Origin of the sequence: Limnohabitans sp. (genome assembly GCF_044361985.1) — a bacterium.
GTDB lineage: Bacteria > Pseudomonadota > Gammaproteobacteria > Burkholderiales > Burkholderiaceae_C > Limnohabitans_A.
In genome coordinates this window covers 1-16,891 of sequence record NZ_JBIKHV010000054.1, presented here as the reverse complement: position 1 = coordinate 16,891, position 16,891 = coordinate 1, and the positions used below count along the sequence as shown (strand labels likewise).

Here is a 16,891-nt window from a genome sequence, read left to right as displayed (position 1 = left end):
GCAGTCATCGCGCTGGTCGAGCAAGCCGACCTGATCGTGGCGCACAACGCTGGCTTTGACCGGCCCTTTGTGGAAGCGCGCTTTCCCGTCTTTGCGGGCAAAGCCTGGGCCTGCTCGTTCATGGGCATCGACTGGAAAAAAGAAGGCAGTGGCTCGGCCAAGCTGGAATTTTTGGCCTCTGAGCGGGGCTGGTTTTACGACGCGCACCGGGCGCAAGTGGACTGCCATGCCTTGCTGCAGGTGTTGGCTTCGCCCTTGGCCGATGGTCAAACGGGTGTGTTGCGCCTCTTGGCCGGAGTCGGCCAGACGCGCTACAAACTGCGGGCCACGGGTGCGCCCTTTGAAGCCAAAGACAAGCTCAAGGCCCGTGGTTACCGATGGGACGGCGAGGGACGGGTTTGGTGGTGCAGTCTGCCCTCGGACGAAGGGCTGGACGCCGAGTGCGCCTGGCTCAGGGCCGAGGTGTATGGCCAGCGCAGCGCACGGGTTCAGCTCGAGGCCATGAACAGCCGGGTCCAGTTTTCCAGCCGTTCGGGCCTGTTGTCCGAACGCACGCTCTGATTTTTCGCTTAAAACTTCTGCAAGCTGGGATAATGCCGGGTTGCACACACCGTGCCTGCCCTCATATGCAGGCTCAAGGTGCAGAGCGGGCACCCTTGGGGTGACCCGTCTCAGCGCATTTTTATTCAGGTTTATACATGGCTCAATACGTATTTTCGATGAACCGGGTTGGCAAGATCGTGCCGCCGAAACGTCACATTCTCAAAGACATTTCCCTTTCTTTCTTTCCGGGCGCCAAGATCGGTGTGCTGGGCACCAACGGCTCGGGCAAGTCCACCTTGCTCAAGATCATGGCCGGTATCGACAAGGAAATCGAAGGCGAAGCCATTCCTATGGCGGGCCTGAAGATCGGATATTTGCCGCAAGAGCCTGTGATGGACCCTGAGCAGACCGTGCGCGAAGCGGTGGAAAGCGGCATGGGCGAAGTCAAGGCTGCGCAAGCCCGTCTGGAAGAGGTTTACGCCGCCTATGCCGAAGAAGATGCCGACTTTGATGCGCTGGCCTCTGAGCAGGCCAAGCTTGAGGCCATCATCTCGACCGCCGGCGATGCGTCCGAGCACCAACTTGAAATCGCTGCCGATGCGCTGCGTCTGCCCCCATGGGACGCTGTGATTGGCAAGCTGTCGGGCGGCGAGAAGCGCCGCGTGGCCCTTTGCCGTTTGCTGTTGTCGCGGCCTGACATGCTGCTGCTCGACGAACCAACCAACCACTTGGACGCCGAATCCGTGGATTGGCTGGAGCTGTTCTTGCAGCGTTTTTCGGGCACCGTGGTAGCCATCACCCACGACCGTTACTTCCTGGACAACGCCGCCGAATGGATTTTGGAATTGGACCGAGGCTCCGGCATTCCTTACAAAGGCAATTACTCCTCTTGGCTGGAGCAAAAAGACGCCCGCTTGGCGACCGAGCAGCGCACCGAAGATGCCCGCTCCAAGGCCATGAAGAAAGAGCTGGAGTGGGCGCGTTCCAACCCGAAGGGCCGCCAGGCCAAGAGCAAGGCGCGTTTGGCCCGCTTTGAAGAGCTGTCCGACTTCGACTACCAAAAGCGCAACGAGACCCAGGAGATTTTCATCCCTGTGGCCGAGCGCTTGGGCAATGAAGTGTTTGAGTTCAAGAACGTCAGCAAGTCCTTTGGCGACCGTTTGCTGATCGATAACCTCAGCTTCAAGGTGCCCGCCGGCGCGATCGTCGGCATCATCGGCCCCAACGGCGCCGGTAAATCGACCCTGTTCAAGCTGATCGCGGGCAAAGAGCAGCCTGACAGCGGTGAAGTCACCATCGGTCAGACCGTGCGCATGGCCTTTGTGGACCAGAACCGCGACGACCTGGACAACAACAAAACCGTGTGGGAAGACGTCTCGGGCGGCCTGGACATCATCAACGTCGGCAAGTTTCAGATGGCCAGTCGGGCGTATTGCGGCCGCTTCAACTTCAACGGTGGCGACCAGCAAAAGAAGGTCGGCATGTTGTCGGGCGGTGAGCGCGGCCGTTTGCACTTGGCCAAGACCCTGATCGAAGGCGGCAACGTGTTGCTGCTGGACGAGCCATCGAACGACCTGGACGTGGAAACCTTGCGCGCTTTGGAAGACGCGTTGCTGGAATTCGCGGGCTCCATCATGGTCATCAGCCACGACCGCTGGTTCCTGGACCGCATTGCCACCCACATTCTGGCCGCTGAAGGCGATAGCCAGTGGGTGTTCTTTGATGGCAACTACCAAGAGTACGAAGCCGACAAAAAGCGCCGCCTGGGCGAAGAGGGTGCCAAGCCCAAACGGGTGCGATTCAAGGCTTTGAAGTAATCACTGCTTTTCGCCATACAACGGGCCCCTTGGGGTCCGTTGTCGTTGGGGCTGCTGCAGAACCAAGGCTCATGCGGTTTTTGTGCACTGTGCCCGGGCTTTGTCGGCCCACAACTGCAAGTTGGCAAACAGGTCTTTCTGACTGAAGGAGCAGCTTTCTTCGCTGAACAGTGCGCTGGCCTCGATGCGGTCCAGCAGGTTGCCCAGCACGGTACCGAATTTTTCTGGCAAGGGCAGGCTGGCCGCATCGCTGCGCCATTGGCGGATCATCTCGCTTTGGGGCATTACCCCCCGGGTACAGGCCGTCAGTGAATCGGTCATGCGTGTGAGGGTGTCAAGGGCTGTGCTCATGGCCAAGTGTCTCCTGCAAAGTCCGAATGTGTTGCGCTTGGATTCGAAGCGACAATGATGCCCCATGAAAGCCAAATCTCTCAAACCCATGCGCCTGGAAGACATTTTGTTCAGCCAGGGCTTTGGCACCCGCCGCGTCTGCGCCGGGCTGGTCCAGCAAGCTTATGTGCAGGTGAACGGCCAGACCGTGACCGACTCCGGCGAATTGTTTCAACCTGAGGGCCTGCACTTCCATGTGCAGGGCACCGAATGGCCCTTCAAAGCGCTTGCCTACGTGCTGCTGAACAAGCCAGCGGGTACCGAGTGCTCACAAAAGCCCTCCACCTGGCCCAGTATTTACACCTTGCTGCCAGCGCCCTTGCGCCAGCGCCCGCAAAAAGCGGCGGTGCAGGGCGTGCAGGCGGTGGGGCGGCTCGATCAAGACACCACCGGTTTGCTGCTGCTGACCGACGACGGCCAGTTCATCCACCGCATGAGTTCACCCAAGCACCATGTGCCCAAGGTGTACGAGGTCACCACCAAGCACCTCATCACCCCCGAGATGGTGGACAAACTGCTGGCGGGTGTGGTGCTGGAGGACGACCCCAAGCCCGTGAAGGCGGCCGCTTGCGAGGCGGTGGACGAGTTGCACCTGAAGCTGACGTTGACCGAAGGCAAATACCACCAGGTCAAGCGCATGCTGGCGGCTGTGGGCAACCGGGTGGAAGGCCTGCATCGCTCGCAAATCGGCGGCTTGACGCTGCCTGCCGATCTGGCACCAGGCCAATGGCGCTGGCTGACCGACGACGATCTGGCTTTGCTCAAGCCCTGAAAGCAGGGCTTTGGGCTTGGCGCTTGGCGCCAATGGGCTGGGCTAAATTTTTGGAAGCCGCTGCACGAAGGCCTCAATGGCCTGTGTCACCGTCTCGGCTTGATCCCGGTGGGGTGAGTGGCCGCAATGGGGCAGTTTCAGCAACTGCGCTTGCGGCACGCGCGCTGCAATCTCGTCGATCTGGGCCATGCTGCCGTAAAGGTCGCCTTCGCCCTGGATGGCAAGCAAAGGCGCCTGGATGCTGGCCAAGGCTGGGCGGATGTCAAACGCTCGAAAGGCATGGCTGAGCCAAACGTCGTTCCATTGCCAGAACGCGCCGTCCACATCGTCATGGTAGGGGGCCAGGCGCTGGCGCAGGGAGCCGTTTTCGTAGGCGTCTTTGGCCTTCAATATCGCCTGCACCGAGATGTCTTCGACCATCACATGCGGCGCCATGACCACGCAGCCGGCGACGTCAAAACGGCTGGCGTGGATCAGCGCGATGGTGCCGCCATCCGAGTGACCGATCAGCACGGGCTGCACAATGTCCAGTGCCTGCAGCAGCGCGGGCAAGACTTCCAGGGCCTCACGGTGCATGTAGTTGGGCAATAAGCGCCCATGGCGTTGGCCAGCCTTTTGCCCGGAAGGGCCCCGTACATCGGTGACTGGGTCAGATTGGCCATAACCCTGCCTGGAGTAAACCAGCCCCGCACAGCCCAGTCGCGCGCACAGTTGGGCAGGCCATTCGCGCCACATGGCGATGCTGCCCAAACCCTCATGCAAAAAAACCAGCGTATGCCCGGACTTGGCTTGAGGCGGTCTTGGCCACTGCAAGACTTCCAGCACCGAAGACTGAAGTTTGATTTTTGTCATGTGTGAGGGAGACATCCGATTTCCTGAGGGGGAGGCGATTACACTTGAACGTGATTTTGAAAGCGTTTTTGTGATTTATCTGCGTTTTGTGATCCGAGTTTTAATTTTCGCCGTTTGGGCCCTCCCTGCTCTCGGGGTCCATGCCCAATCGCAGAACCCTGTTTTTGTACTGAATTCCCTGGATGGCAATGTCAGTGTGATTGATCCTGTCACCTGGACAGAAAAAAAGCGGATCCCGACGGGCAAAGAACCCCACCATCTGTACCTCACACCCGACGAAAAATCGGTCATTGTGGCGAACGCCATGGGTGATTCCCTGACCTTCATTGATCCTCGAACCGCCCAGGTCCAGCGCACGGTGACGGGAATTCTTGACCCGTATCACCTTCGATTTTCGCCTGACATGAAGTGGCTGGTGATTGCTGCCAACCGGCTGAACCACGTGGACATTTACCGCTGGGATGGTCAAAACGCCACGCTCGCCAAGCGCATTCCGACCGGCAAAACCCCGAGCCACCTGTGGATCGACAGCCGCAGCAAAACCGCCTGGGTTTCCATGCAGGACAGCGACGAAATCGTGGCCATTGACCTTGGCATGCAAACCCTGAAGTCACGCACCCCGGTTGGTTCGGTGCCGGCAGATGTTTTTGGCACGCCTGACGACAAGTTTTTGCTGGTGGGGCTGACCGGCGGCGACGGTGTCGAGGTGTATGACATCAGCGGTGCTCAGCCCAAGCTGGTCAAAATGATCCCCACAGGCAAGGGCGCGCACGCTTTTCGTGCGCTGGGTGACAAGCGCCACGTGATGGTCAGCAACCGCGTGACCAACTCGATCAGCCAGATCGATTACGCCAACATGACGGTGGTGGCCGAGTTTCCCGGCCCATCAGGCCCGGATTGCATGGACATCACTGCCGATGGCAAATACATCCTGGTGGCCTCGCGTTGGGCCAGAAGACTCACGGTGGTCGACATCGCCACACGCAAGGTGGTGCGACAGGTCCGGGTGGGCAAATCGCCCCATGGTGTGTGGACACTGGACCATGCGCCCCGCCATTGACTGGCTTTGGCCTCTGGCGGCCACCGTGCTTTGGGCCGGCAGCTTCCCATTGGCGGCTGCCCCCTGCAGCAAGCCGGTTTACCTGACGTTCGACACCGGCCACATGGCGGTGGCGCCGCTGATCGCCGAGGTGCTGGCACGCCAGCAAGTCAAAGTCACATTTTTTGCAGCCCACGAAAAAACCCGACAAGGTGACGGCACGATGGGTCAACACTGGGCGCCTTGGTGGCAAGCCCGCGCTGCCGAAGGCCATGCCTTTGCCTCGCACACCTGGGACCACGCCTATTGGCGTGCCGATGTGCAGGAAGGCGGCGTACAAAAATTCCAAATCCGACCCAGCGCGGGCGCACAAGCGGGCCAGACCCTCACCTGGACAGCGCAAGAGTATTGCAGCAACCTGAATCAAGCGGCGCAGCGCTTGCAAGCCATGACCGGACAGGCCCCGCTGCCGCTGTTCCGTGCCCCTGGCGGGAAAACTTCCCCTCGGCTGATCGAGGCGGCTCGGCAATGCGGCTTTGCCCACGTGGGTTGGGCCGATGCCGGTTTTCTGGGCGACGAATTGCCCAGTGGCACTTACCCCAACATGCAGTTGCTGAAACAGTCACTCCAGCGCATCCGTGCTGGCGACATCCTGATGGCGCACCTGGGCATTTGGTCGCGGCAAGATCCGTGGGCCCCGGCCGTGCTGGAGCCGCTCATCGTCGGCTTGAAGGCGCGTGGCCTTTGCTTTGCCACCCTGCGCGAACACCCGGCCTACCGCGACTGGATTCGACAGCAACCCCTGCAGCTGCCGGTTTTGCCCGATTCGCGACAATAAAGCCATGGATGTGCTGATCGAGTTTTTTGAAAGCTGGCAGGCGACGCTTTACGAGGTCGTGGTGCAGCCCATCGCTTTTGCCGCAGGGCAAAGCAGTTTGCTTGAAAAAGCCTACGAGGGCACAGGCTGGGTGGTCGCAGGCCTGTTGCAACTGTTGGTGATCCTGCTGGTGATTGGGCCGATGCAGCGGCGCTGGCCAGTGCAGCCGATCACCGACCTGCGGGCAGTGTGGGTCGATGTGGTCTACACCCTGATTCACCGCCTGGGCTTGTTCAAGCTGGGGATGTTTTTCACGCTCGAGTACCTGTTCGAGCAAGGCCTGGGCAGGCTGCGCGCCCTGGGTCTGCCCACCTTTCACTTGGACGGTCTGTGGCCTGGGGTGACCGATCTGGCGCTGGTCAGTTTTGTGATTTACCTGGTCTTTTTTGACTTTGTGCACTACTGGATTCACCGCGCGCAGCACCAGTCGCACAACTGGTGGGCCTTGCATTCGCTGCACCATGCACAGCGTCAAATGACCATGTGGTCCGACAACCGCAACCACCTGCTCGATGACATCGTGACCAGCTTGATCTTGTCGGCTGTGGCGGTGCTGATGGGCGTGGGGCCAGGGCAGTTCGTCGCCTTGGTGGCCATCAGCCAATTGAGTGAAAATTTTCAGCATGCCAATGTGCGAATCTGGTTTGGCCACATCGGTGAACGCCTGTGGGTCAGCCCGCGCTTTCACCGCAGACACCACAGCATCGGCATTGGCCACGAAAGCCGGATTGAAGGCAAAGTGGTTCTGGGGGGCTGCAACTTCGGCGTGCTGTTGCCTTGGTGGGACGTGCTGTTTGGTACCGCCGATTTTCAGCAACGCTATGACCCGACCGGTGTGCGCGATCAGGTGGAACAGGGGCGCGATTACGGACTGGGTTTTTGGGCCCAACAAAAGCAGGGCTTGCTGCGGCTGGTCGGGCGGGCCTGACTCTTTTCGGCTGAACACCGCCAGCCAACAGGCATTCCACTGTTAAGCTTTCAAACATGAAATTGTTGATGGATTCCTTTTGGCGCGCGGTGATGTATTGCCTGTATCCCCGGGTGATTGGTTTGTCGATCTTGCCGTTGCTGCTGATCGTGGCCCTGTCCTGGTTGCTGGGGTATTTGTATTGGGACATTGCCGTCACGTTGGTGCGGTCCTGGCTGGACGCATCGAGTTGGCTGAGTCTGGTGTGGCGCTGGCTGGAAGGCGTTGGTTTGCCCGATCTCAAGACTGTGGTGGCGCCCTTGCTGGTGATTTTTTCGGTCACGCCGCTGGTCGTCGTGGCGTCCTTGTTGGCAGTGTCTTTTTTGATGACGCCTTCGCTGACACGCTTGGTGGCCGAGCGCCGCTTTGCTGGCCTGCAGCGCAAGCACGGCGGCAGTTTGATGCTCGGTTTGTGGTGGACTTTTTCATCTTTGCTGCTGGCGCTGGGGGCCTTGTTGCTGACTTTGCCCATGTGGTTGGTGCCGCCCCTGGCCATGCTGCTGCCCGCACTGATCTGGGGATGGTTGACTTACCGCGTCATGGCCTTCGATGTGCTGGCCGAGTTTGCCAGCGCCGAAGAACGCCACACCCTGATGGCCCGCCACCGCATGCGCTTGCTGGGCATGGGGGTGGTCACAGGCCTCATGGGTGCAGCGCCCAGTCTGGTGTGGGCCTCAGGCGCCTTGTTTGCGGCCGCCTTTGTCATCTTGGTGCCCGTGGCCATCTGGATCTACACCTTGGTGTTTGTCTTTTCGTCGCTGTGGTTTGCCCATTTCGCCTTGGCCGCCTTGCAAGCCTTGCGTGATGAGCCCCAGCACATGGTGGTCGATGGTATTTTGCCCGCTGTGCCCGCTTCTCCCCACGCCGCTGCCCGCTTGAGTATTGGGCCGGGCGACAAGGCGCAAAGCGTCACCGATGTCGAACCCCGGCCGGGCCTTTGACCCCTTTTCCAGAAAGCTTTCCAGCATGACCCCCACATTTGGCCTCATCATCATTGGCGACGAAATCATGTCGGGCAAGCGTTCCGACAAGCACATGCCCAAGGTCATTGAGTTAATGTCTGCACGCGGCCTTGACTTGGCATGGGCCGAATACGTGGGTGACTCCCCCGAGCGCATCACCGCCACCTTGCGACGTGCCTTTGAGTCTGCCGATGTGGTGTTCAGTTGCGGCGGCATCGGGGCCACCCCTGACGACCACACCCGCCAATGCGCTGCCCGCGCCCTGGAGGTGCCCCTGGTCTTGCACCCCCAGGCCAAACTGCTCATTCAGGAGCGGATGCAAGACACCGCCAAAGAACAAGGCGTGGCCTACGAGCCAGACCGGCCGGACAACATCCACCGGTTGAACATGGGCGTGTTCCCCGAGGGTGCGGCCATCATCCGCAACCCGTACAACAAGATTCCCGGCTTCAGTTGTCAGGGGCATGGCGGCGCAGCGGTACATTTTGTGCCGGGCTTTCCGGTCATGGCCTGGCCCATGATCGAATCCGTGTTGGATGCTCATTACAGCGCGCACTTTCGACAGAACGCCTATGTCGAGAAGTCGGTGATCATTTTGGGCGCCATGGAGGCCACTTTGACCCCGCTGATGGAGTCCATCGAAGGCGCTCACCCGGGCGTCAAGGTGTTCAGTTTGCCCAGCGTGGACCACCCGCAGTGGGGCCGCCATATCGAATTGGGCGTCAAGGGCGAGCCCGCCAGTGCTGACCGGGCTTACGTGGACCTGCGCCAAGGCCTGAAAGCTTTCCCATTGGAATATGGCCCTGAATTGGTGCGCTGATCCATTTATCACCAATATGGTGCAATATTGCACAATATAAGTGCATGAATCCTGCGAGGATTTTTGAGCTGGGCCTCTGCTTGGGCCCTGAAAAAAGCCAGCGGCATGAATTCTGTGACCCAGGCAGCGGTCTAAGCAGGGATTTTTTACGCTTGAAACAGGTCAAGGGGTCCCGCTCAAGGCACAATCTTGGGCTGTTCAGCTTCGGTTGACTGGGCCCAAGTTGGCACAGAAACTGCAGAACCTGAGAGTACGCTTTTTAACCCCCCTTTCCATTCAGGAGAATTTGATGGCCAAGACCGTCGCAGACGTGATGAAAATGGTGAAAGAGAACGAAGTCAAGTTTGTTGACTTCCGCTTCACCGATACCCGTGGCAAATGGCAGCACATCACTGCGCCCGTGTCGCAGTTTGACGAAAGCAAGTTCGAAGACGGTCAAGCCTTTGATGGTTCTTCGATTGCGGGCTGGAAAGGCATTGAAGCATCCGACATGTTGCTGATCCCCGATCCCAACAGCGCCATCATCGACCCCTTCTTTGAAGAAGTCACCCTGGTCCTGATCTGCGATGTGATCGAGCCGACAGACGGCAAAGCCTATGAGCGTGATCCACGCTCCATTGCCAAGCGTGCCGAGACGTACCTCAAGCAATCGGGCCTGGGCGATACGGCCTACTTCGGCCCTGAGCCAGAATTCTTCTTGTTTGACGAAGTCCGCTGGAGCACTGAGCCGAACAATACTTTTTACGCCATCGACGAAGTCGAAGCCCCATGGAACAGCGGCACCAAGCTTGAAGGCGGTAACCGTGGTCACCGCAACCGCGTCAAAGGGGGGTACTTTCCGGTTCCGCCCGTTGACAGCACGCATGATATGCGCAGCGAAATGTCCCTGATTCTTGAATCCGTGGGCATCCCCGTTGAAGTGCACCACCACGAAGTGGCGGGCGCAGGCCAGTGCGAAATCGGCACCCGGTTCTCCACCTTGGTCGAGCGCGCTGACTGGACACTGCTGCAAAAGTACGTCATTCACAACGTGGCCAACGCTTACGGCAAGACCGCCACTTTCATGCCCAAGCCTTACGCTGGCGACAATGGTTCTGGCATGCACGTTCACCAGTCGATCTGGAAAGACGGCAAGAACCTGTTCGCAGGCAATGGCTACGCCGGTTTGTCCGAATTCGCCCTGTACTACATCGGTGGCATCATCAAGCACGCCCGTGCCCTGAATGCGATCACCAACCCCGGCACCAACAGCTACAAGCGTCTGGTGCCCCACTACGAAGCACCCGTCAAATTGGCCTACTCGGCCAAGAACCGCTCGGCTTCGATCCGTATTCCTAACGTGGCCAGCGACAAAGGCCGCCGTGTGGAAGCCCGCTTCCCTGATCCGCTGATGAACCCCTACCTGGGCTTTGCTGCCTTGTTGATGGCGGGTCTGGATGGCATCGAAAACAAGATCCACCCCGGCGAAGCTGCTACCAAAGACCTGTACCACTTGCCGCCTGAAGAAGACAAGTTGGTGCCAACGGTTTGCTCCAGCCTGGACCAAGCGCTCGACGCACTCAATGCCGACCGCGCTTTCCTGACCAAGGGTGGCGTGTTCACCGACTCGTGGATCGACGCCTACATCGACCTGAAGATGTTGGAAGTCAACCGCAGCCGCGTGGAAGTGTCACCGGTAGAGTACGACATGTACTACTCGCTGTAAGCGGGTATGCGCGGCATTGCACATCTTGGTGCAATCCAGAAAAAGGACGGCATTGGCCGTCCTTTTTTTCTGGTTCAATGCCCTCTTGGCCTTGCAATATCCAGTCAGCATCGGAGTCGAAACATGAGGCGTCAAGCAGTCAGTGGGCGATCGTTCGGGACACGCCCATGGCGAGCGGTGGGACTCGGCTTGTTTGGCTTGGGCCTGTGTTGGCAAGGGCTGGCCCAAGAAGTCATTTACCGGTGCGGCCAGGAATACACCAATGCCCCACGGGACATCACCCGGTGCGAGCGTTTGCCCGAGCAAGCCGTGACGGTGATCCCTGGCCTTCGCCCGCAGGCTGCTCGACAAGCTGCGGGGTCCGATACCCCCGTTCTGGCCCCGGCTCTGGATGCGGAGCGCATCAAATCCGAGCCCGCACAAGCCGCGGCAGTCCAGCAAAGCGAACGCGATGTTCTGGCCCGCACCATTTTGGCGGAGGAGTTGGCCCGGATGCAAAAACAGCACCAAGCCTTGTTGCAGGTGTTCAACCAGGGCGAGCCCACCCAGTCGCTTGCTGAAACTGCTGCACCCCACAAATACCAAGAGCGCGTGACTGAGCTGAAGGCGGCCATCCACCGAACCGAGCGCGACATCGACAGCGTGCAACGGGAGTTGGCACGTCGCCCATTGGCCACGAAGGCCCTGAAGCCATGACCTCAACCCCTTCCCGATTTCAGTCCTTTGATCTGCTGGCAACGCCTGTGGCGGTCATGCAGGGCCAAGGCCGTGTGCGGTTTGTCAATGCCGCACTGGAAGACGCCTTGGGCATGTCCCGGCGCACGCTGTTTGACACGCACTTGCCCGATTATTTTCTCGACCCCCAGCCACTGATCATGGCCTTGGCGGGGGCGCAGTCGAACGAATTTGCAGCTTTGCGTTACGAAGCCCAGTTGCGCCGCCTGCACCACGAAGACCCCTTGCCTGTGCATGTGATCGTGGCCCCGTCCGACCAGCCTGACGAAGTGATCGTCGAGTTATTGCCGGTCGAGCAGCAAACTCGGCAAGAGCGTGAAGAACGCTTGCTGGAACAGGCCCAGGCCAACAAGGAGTTGATTCGCAACCTGGCCCACGAAATCAAGAACCCCTTGGGCGGTATCCGGGGCTCGGCTCAATTGCTGGAAATGGAGCTCGACAGCAAAGAGCTGACCGAATACACCCAGGTCATCATCCGCGAAGCGGACCGACTGCAAACACTGGTGGACCGTTTGCTGGCCCCCCATCGTCGCCCGCATGTGGTCGGCGATGTGAACATTCATGAGGTGTGTGAGCGGGTGCGGGCGCTGATTTTGGCCGAATTCCCCAGAGGCCTGAAAGTGGTGCGCGACTACGATATCTCGATCCCCGAGTTTCGTGGTGACCGTGAACAACTGATTCAGGCGGTGCTGAACATCGCGCACAACGCTGCGCAGGCCTTGCAAGATCGCATCGCGCAGGGCGATGGCCAAATTTTGCTCAAAAGCCGAATCTTGCGACAAGTCACGTTTGGCAAGAAGCGTTATCGCCTGGCATTGGAATTGCATGTCTCGGACAACGGGCCTGGTGTTCCAGACTCGATCAAGGACCGTATTTTCTTCCCGTTGATCTCGGGGCGCGAAGGCGGCTCTGGCCTGGGGCTGACATTGGCACAAACCTTTGTCCAACAGCACCACGGCATGATCGAGTGTGACAGCGAGCCTGGCCGTACGGACTTCAAGATTTTGATTCCGTTGCCCTGAGAACCACAGAAAGTGCCACGTTGATGAAGCCGATCTGGATCGTAGACGATGACCAATCCATTCGCTTTGTGCTTGAGAAAGCACTCTTGCGCGAAGGCCTGCCCACACGCAGTTTTACCAACCCGCGCGAGGTCCTGAAGGCCCTGGAGGCCGAGGCTGATGGGGAGGGTCCGCAGGTGCTGGTCAGCGACATCCGCATGCCGGGTGGATCCGGTCTGGATTTGCTCACAGCCATCAAGCAGCGCATGCCCGGTTTGCCGGTCATCATCATGACGGCGTTTTCTGATCTGGACAGCGCCGTGTCGGCGTTTCAGAGCGGTGCGTTTGAATATTTGCCCAAACCGTTTGACCTGCCCAAGGCGGTCGAGCTGATCCGTCGCGCTGTGGGTGAGAGCCAGCGTGAAGATGTGGCCGAAGAAAAAATGACCGATGCACCCGAGATGCTCGGCCAGGCTCCGGCCATGCAGGACGTGTTTCGCGGCATTGGTCGCCTGGCGCAAAGCCATGTCACGGTGCTCATCACCGGTGAGTCGGGTTCTGGCAAAGAGTTGGTGGCGCATGCGCTGCACAAACACTCGCCCCGTGCCAACCAGCCCTTTGTGGCCATCAACACCGCGGCCATTCCGAAAGATCTGCTGGAGAGCGAGCTCTTTGGTCACGAGCGCGGCGCCTTTACTGGCGCCCAAGCCTCGCGCAGAGGCCGCTTTGAGCAGGCCGATGGCGGCACGCTGTTTCTGGACGAAATTGGCGACATGCCCTTTGATTTACAGACCCGGTTACTGCGTGTTTTGTCCGACGGCAACTTCTACCGTGTGGGCGGGCACAGTGCCGTCAAGGCCAATGTGCGCGTGATCGCAGCCACCCACCAGGACCTGGAGCAACGCGTCAAGGAAGGCGTGTTTCGTGAAGATCTTTACCACCGCTTGAACGTGATCCGTTTGCGCTTGCCCGCACTGCGCGAACGCCGCGAAGATGTGCCCATGCTGGCGCGCTATTTTTTGCAGCGCAGTGCGCAGCAATTGGGGGTGGAGCCCAAGCGCATCTCAGAAGCTGCGCTGGAGCGCCTGGGCCATTTCCAGTTTCCTGGCAACGTGCGCCAACTGGAAAACATCTGTCACTGGTTGACGGTCATGGCACCCGCGCAAGTGATCGAGGTGAAGGATTTGCCGCCTGAAGTACTGGACAGCCGCACCAGCGCTGGCCCGGCTGGCGGGCCAGCCACTTTCACCGCGCTCTCGTCGGGTGCTGGGGTGCCTGTGGCCTTGCCGGGTGGCCCTGCAACAGGCACGCCTGCCGACGCAGCGGCGGCGAATTTTCAGCCAGGGCTTGCCTCTGCAGCGGATGACAATGCACCTCTGACAAGTCTGCACATGGCGGCATCCTCAACCTGGCAAACAGGACTGGAGCAAGAGGCCCTGGCTTTGCTGAATGGGGGCCAAACCGATGTCTGGGATGTGTTGTCACGCCGTTTCGAGACCAGCCTGATTCAAGCCGCACTGGCTACCACCCGGGGGCGTCGCATCGAAGCGGCTCAAAAGCTGGGCATTGGCCGCAACACCATCACCCGCAAAATCCAGGATCTGGGCATCGAGGACTGAATCCTGAATGCAGGCCTTGGCGAGTGCGCATTTCTGGGCACTCCATCAGGCTTCATTCAAGTCAGTTTTTGCGGGCTACCCAAAAGGTGGCGCCTTCGGGGCCGTAGTGTTCGGCGTGGGCTTCTTCGCGTGCTACGCTGAATTCATCGCCAACGGTGAGGTAGCGCTTTTGGCCACCGATGCTCAGCCACATCTGCCCCGCTGACAACCGAACTTTGACTGCGAACGGGTGGGTGTGGGTGTCCAGCATCAAATCCGGCGCCCAGACGCGTTCCAGCACTTCGTCAAAACCCTCGGCCAGGGCTTGTTGTTTGAACGTTTCAAAAGACATTTCAGGAATCTCCTTGAATGCACCATAAGGTGCTTGAGCTGACCAGTTTGTGGGCGCAGAAAACGCCATCGGCGCATCGGTGAAAGGGTGAGGGAACGCCAACGATTGTGCATGCAACAACAAACGTGGGCAAAGCGCCCGCACTGCAGCAGGGGCATACAGTGCATCGCCCAGCATGGGGTGGCCAATGCTTTGCAAATGCACACGCAACTGGTGCGTTCGGCCTGTGACGGGCTCCAACTCCAGCAGCGTGGCCGTATTGCTGCTTTGCAGGGCACGCCAGCGGGTGCGGCTGGGTTTGCCATCAGGATGAACCATGTGGATCGGTCTGCGCTCCCAGTCCAGCAGGATAGGTCCTTCGATGGTTCGCCAGCCATCTTCATCACCGATGGCTTCGTGCTGGGTGTCGAGAGGCAGCCCCACCACCACGGCGATGTAGCGCTTGTGCACCTGACGGGTTTCAAACAGGCGGCTCATGCGCCGCTGGGCTTCTATGCCCCGTGCCATGACCAGCAGGCCCGAGGTGTCTTGGTCGAGCCGGTGCACCACCAGCGCTTCAGGGTATGCGGCCTGCACGCGGCTGGCCAGACAGTCTTGTTTGTCGGGGCCACGTCCGGGCACCGACAGCAGGCCACTGGGTTTATCCAGCACCAGCAGGTGTTCGTCTTCGTGGATCGGGGTCATGTGGGGCAACATCACTCAGCCCACCGTGGCGGCAGCTTGGTCCAGCACCACATCGGACAAGGGTCTTGCCACGCAGGGCAGCACCAGACCTTCGGCTTTTTCTTCGGCCGACAGGCCAGGCCATTCCACGGTGTAGGCCACCTCACCGCTCAGCAACTTGCAAATGCAGGTGCGGCAGGTGCCGTTGCGGCAAGAACTGGGCAATTGCACCCGCGACATCTCTGCCGCCTCAAGCAGGGTCAGATCGCCTTCAACGTCGTATTGCAAGCCGGCGGGTTGCACCTGCACGGTGAAGATCTGGAAGTTTTCAGGCATGGGTGGGCGCGCAGGGGGAGGCTGAACGCCCAGTCGGTCGGTTTACTTGTCTTTGACTTTGCCACGCGGGGCCACAAAGGTGGCCGGTGGCATGGGACGGTCTGACGTGAACGTCTTGGGTGGAGACGTGTCTTTCTTTGGCTTCTTGGCCATTTTGTTGCTGCGTTGTTCGCCTTTGGCCATGGTCGTTTCCTTGCTGAGCATCCCGACTTGGGAAAACCCAGATGTTAAAGCACAAAGCCGCAGGATTTGCGGCTTTGTGCTGGACGGGGTGCAATGAAGGTCTGCCACCTGAGCGGCAGCCGCGATCACTTCACTTCGGTCACAAATTGCGCAGTTGGACGGCGGACCTTTTTCAGGTTTGCCAACCAGTCGCCTTCAGCGGCGCGGTAACCCAGGGGGACCAGCACCACACTGCGCAGGCCACGTGCTGACAAGCCCAAAATTTCGTCCACGGCCTTGGGGTCAAAGCCTTCCATGGGCGTGGCGTCCACCTCTTCAAAGGCGGCCGCAATCAGGGCGGCGCCCAAGCCAATGTAGGCCTGGCGGGCAGCGTGCTCGAAGTTCACTTGCGGGTCGCGAACAGGGTAGGACTTCAGCAACATCTGGCGGTAGTTTTCCCAACCTTCGTTGGTGCCACCGCGTTGTTCGTTGGTCATGTCGAACATCATGTTGATGCGTTCGGCCGTGTAGTTGTCCCAGGCCGCAAATACCAGCAAGTGAGAGCCGTCGGTGATCTGGCCCTGGCCCCAGGCTTTGGGCTTGATCTGCTCGCGCACGGCGGGGCTGGTGACCACAATGATTTCAAATGGCTGCAAGCCGCTGGACGTGGGGGCCAGGCGGGCGGCTTCGACAATGCGGTCTACTTTTTCTTGCGGCACGACCTGGGTCGGGTCCATTTTTTTGGTGGCGTAGCGCCATTGCAGCTTGCTCAGCAATTCAGACATTCAGTTTTCCTGTTGTGGTTTTGAAAGTGCTTGATTGTGGCTGAAAGCCGAGCCCCCCTCTTTGCGCTGGCTCATGCTGTGATTTCTTGCAAGCTGCCGGTGGGCAGGTCATCTAGGTTGTATGGCCCCACGGCAGTTCGGATCAGCCGCAGGGTGGGCAAGCCCACGGCAGCAGTCATGCGCCGCACCTGGCGGTTGCGGCCCTCTCGGATCACCAGTTCCAGCCACGATGTGGGAATGCTTTGCCGTTCACGGATCGGCGGGTCGCGTGGCCACAAGCTGGCAGGCGATGCCACGGCCCGGGCCTGGGCGGGCAGGGTGGGGCCATCGTTCAGCGTCACCCCCCGGCTCAGTTGGGCCAGCGCTTTGTCATCGACCACACCCTCGACCTGTACCAAGTAAGTTTTTTCCATCTTGAAGCGGGGGTCTGCAATGCGGGCTTGCAACTGGCCGTCGTCGGTCAGCAGCAACAAGCCCTCGCTGTCGGCGTCCAGCCGCCCGGCCACATACACACC

The 16,891-nt window shown here is 59.7% G+C and carries 18 protein-coding genes and 1 pseudogene; 12 read left to right on the top strand and 7 right to left on the bottom strand.

All coding sequences use genetic code 11. The features are described from left to right. A pseudogene (locus ACIQ3A_RS10075) lies at positions 1–561 on the top strand (DNA polymerase III subunit epsilon); the annotation flags it as partial. Positions 562–698: 137 nt separating this feature from the next. Further along, the gene (ettA, locus tag ACIQ3A_RS10070; protein WP_396431608.1) at positions 699–2,360 is read left to right on the top strand and encodes an energy-dependent translational throttle protein EttA; all 1,662 of its coding nucleotides are present in this window, start codon (positions 699–701) and stop codon (positions 2,358–2,360) included. 69 nt (positions 2,361–2,429) lie between these two features. On the opposite strand, the gene ACIQ3A_RS10065 is transcribed toward ettA, so the two are convergent. Further along, entirely contained in the window at positions 2,430–2,711 is a 282-nt protein-coding gene (locus ACIQ3A_RS10065; RefSeq protein WP_396431607.1) for a hypothetical protein, read from the bottom strand. Between the two features lie 88 nt (positions 2,712–2,799). On the opposite strand from ACIQ3A_RS10065, the gene ACIQ3A_RS10060 reads away from it, so the two are divergent. After that, on the top strand, positions 2,800–3,522 hold the full coding sequence (locus ACIQ3A_RS10060) for a pseudouridine synthase (protein ID WP_396431610.1): 723 nt from the start codon (positions 2,800–2,802) through the stop codon (positions 3,520–3,522). A gap of 42 nt (positions 3,523–3,564) precedes the next feature. On the opposite strand, the gene ACIQ3A_RS10055 is transcribed toward ACIQ3A_RS10060, so the two are convergent. Then, positions 3,565–4,389 carry an alpha/beta fold hydrolase gene (locus ACIQ3A_RS10055; RefSeq protein ID WP_396431606.1) on the bottom strand — a complete coding sequence of 275 codons (825 nt, stop codon included), beginning with the start codon at positions 4,387–4,389 and terminating at the stop codon, positions 3,565–3,567. An 88-nt stretch (positions 4,390–4,477) separates the two neighbouring features. Here ACIQ3A_RS10055 and ACIQ3A_RS10050 point away from each other — a divergent pair, with 88 nt between their 5' ends. The 9 genes from ACIQ3A_RS10050 to ntrC all read left to right on the top strand — a co-directional run bounded on the left by ACIQ3A_RS10050 (position 4,478) and on the right by ntrC (position 14,099). Then, positions 4,478–5,434: a YncE family protein gene (locus ACIQ3A_RS10050; protein WP_396431609.1), complete on the top strand. Its 957-nt coding sequence runs from the start codon at positions 4,478–4,480 to the stop codon at positions 5,432–5,434. Then, positions 5,418–6,251: a polysaccharide deacetylase family protein gene (locus tag ACIQ3A_RS10045; RefSeq protein WP_396431605.1), complete on the top strand. Its 834-nt coding sequence runs from the start codon at positions 5,418–5,420 to the stop codon at positions 6,249–6,251. The genes ACIQ3A_RS10050 and ACIQ3A_RS10045 overlap by 17 nt, the downstream gene beginning before the upstream one ends. A 4-nt stretch (positions 6,252–6,255) precedes the next feature. Next, positions 6,256–7,218, top strand: coding sequence for a sterol desaturase family protein (locus ACIQ3A_RS10040; RefSeq protein ID WP_396431604.1), 963 nt, complete (start codon positions 6,256–6,258; stop codon positions 7,216–7,218). 56 nt (positions 7,219–7,274) lie between these two features. Then, complete coding sequence (locus ACIQ3A_RS10035) at positions 7,275–8,198, top strand: EI24 domain-containing protein (RefSeq protein WP_396431603.1); 924 nt, start codon at positions 7,275–7,277, stop codon at positions 8,196–8,198. A 25-nt stretch (positions 8,199–8,223) separates the two neighbouring features. Beyond that, a complete protein-coding gene (locus ACIQ3A_RS10030) occupies positions 8,224–9,039 on the top strand; it encodes a competence/damage-inducible protein A (RefSeq protein ID WP_396431602.1) in 816 nt (271 codons plus the stop codon). A 289-nt stretch (positions 9,040–9,328) separates the two neighbouring features. Continuing rightward, on the top strand, positions 9,329–10,744 hold the full coding sequence (gene glnA / locus ACIQ3A_RS10025) for a type I glutamate--ammonia ligase (protein WP_396431601.1): 1,416 nt from the start codon (positions 9,329–9,331) through the stop codon (positions 10,742–10,744). Between the two features lie 123 nt (positions 10,745–10,867). Continuing rightward, positions 10,868–11,440 carry a hypothetical protein gene (locus tag ACIQ3A_RS10020; RefSeq protein ID WP_396431600.1) on the top strand — a complete coding sequence of 191 codons (573 nt, stop codon included), beginning with the start codon at positions 10,868–10,870 and terminating at the stop codon, positions 11,438–11,440. After that, on the top strand, positions 11,437–12,501 hold the full coding sequence (glnL, locus tag ACIQ3A_RS10015; RefSeq protein ID WP_396431599.1) for a nitrogen regulation protein NR(II): 1,065 nt from the start codon (positions 11,437–11,439) through the stop codon (positions 12,499–12,501). The genes ACIQ3A_RS10020 and glnL overlap by 4 nt, the downstream gene beginning before the upstream one ends. A gap of 23 nt (positions 12,502–12,524) precedes the next feature. Next, entirely contained in the window at positions 12,525–14,099 is a 1,575-nt protein-coding gene (gene ntrC, locus ACIQ3A_RS10010) for a nitrogen regulation protein NR(I) (protein WP_396431598.1), read from the top strand. A 61-nt stretch (positions 14,100–14,160) separates the two neighbouring features. Here ntrC and ACIQ3A_RS10005 read toward each other — a convergent pair whose 3' ends face one another. The 5 genes from ACIQ3A_RS10005 to ACIQ3A_RS09985 all read right to left on the bottom strand — a co-directional run. Next, positions 14,161–15,114 carry an RluA family pseudouridine synthase gene (locus tag ACIQ3A_RS10005; RefSeq protein WP_396431597.1) on the bottom strand — a complete coding sequence of 318 codons (954 nt, stop codon included), beginning with the start codon at positions 15,112–15,114 and terminating at the stop codon, positions 14,161–14,163. Positions 15,115–15,129: 15 nt separating this feature from the next. Further along, positions 15,130–15,429: a 2Fe-2S iron-sulfur cluster-binding protein gene (locus tag ACIQ3A_RS10000; protein WP_396431596.1), complete on the bottom strand. Its 300-nt coding sequence runs from the start codon at positions 15,427–15,429 to the stop codon at positions 15,130–15,132. A gap of 42 nt (positions 15,430–15,471) precedes the next feature. Then, positions 15,472–15,612, bottom strand: coding sequence for a hypothetical protein (locus tag ACIQ3A_RS09995; RefSeq protein ID WP_199221883.1), 141 nt, complete (start codon positions 15,610–15,612; stop codon positions 15,472–15,474). 125 nt (positions 15,613–15,737) lie between these two features. After that, positions 15,738–16,376: a nitroreductase family protein gene (locus ACIQ3A_RS09990; RefSeq protein ID WP_396431595.1), complete on the bottom strand. Its 639-nt coding sequence runs from the start codon at positions 16,374–16,376 to the stop codon at positions 15,738–15,740. A 71-nt stretch (positions 16,377–16,447) separates the two neighbouring features. Further along, a partial coding sequence (locus ACIQ3A_RS09985) for a pseudouridine synthase (protein WP_396431594.1) occupies positions 16,448–16,891 on the bottom strand: 444 nt, incomplete at its 5' end.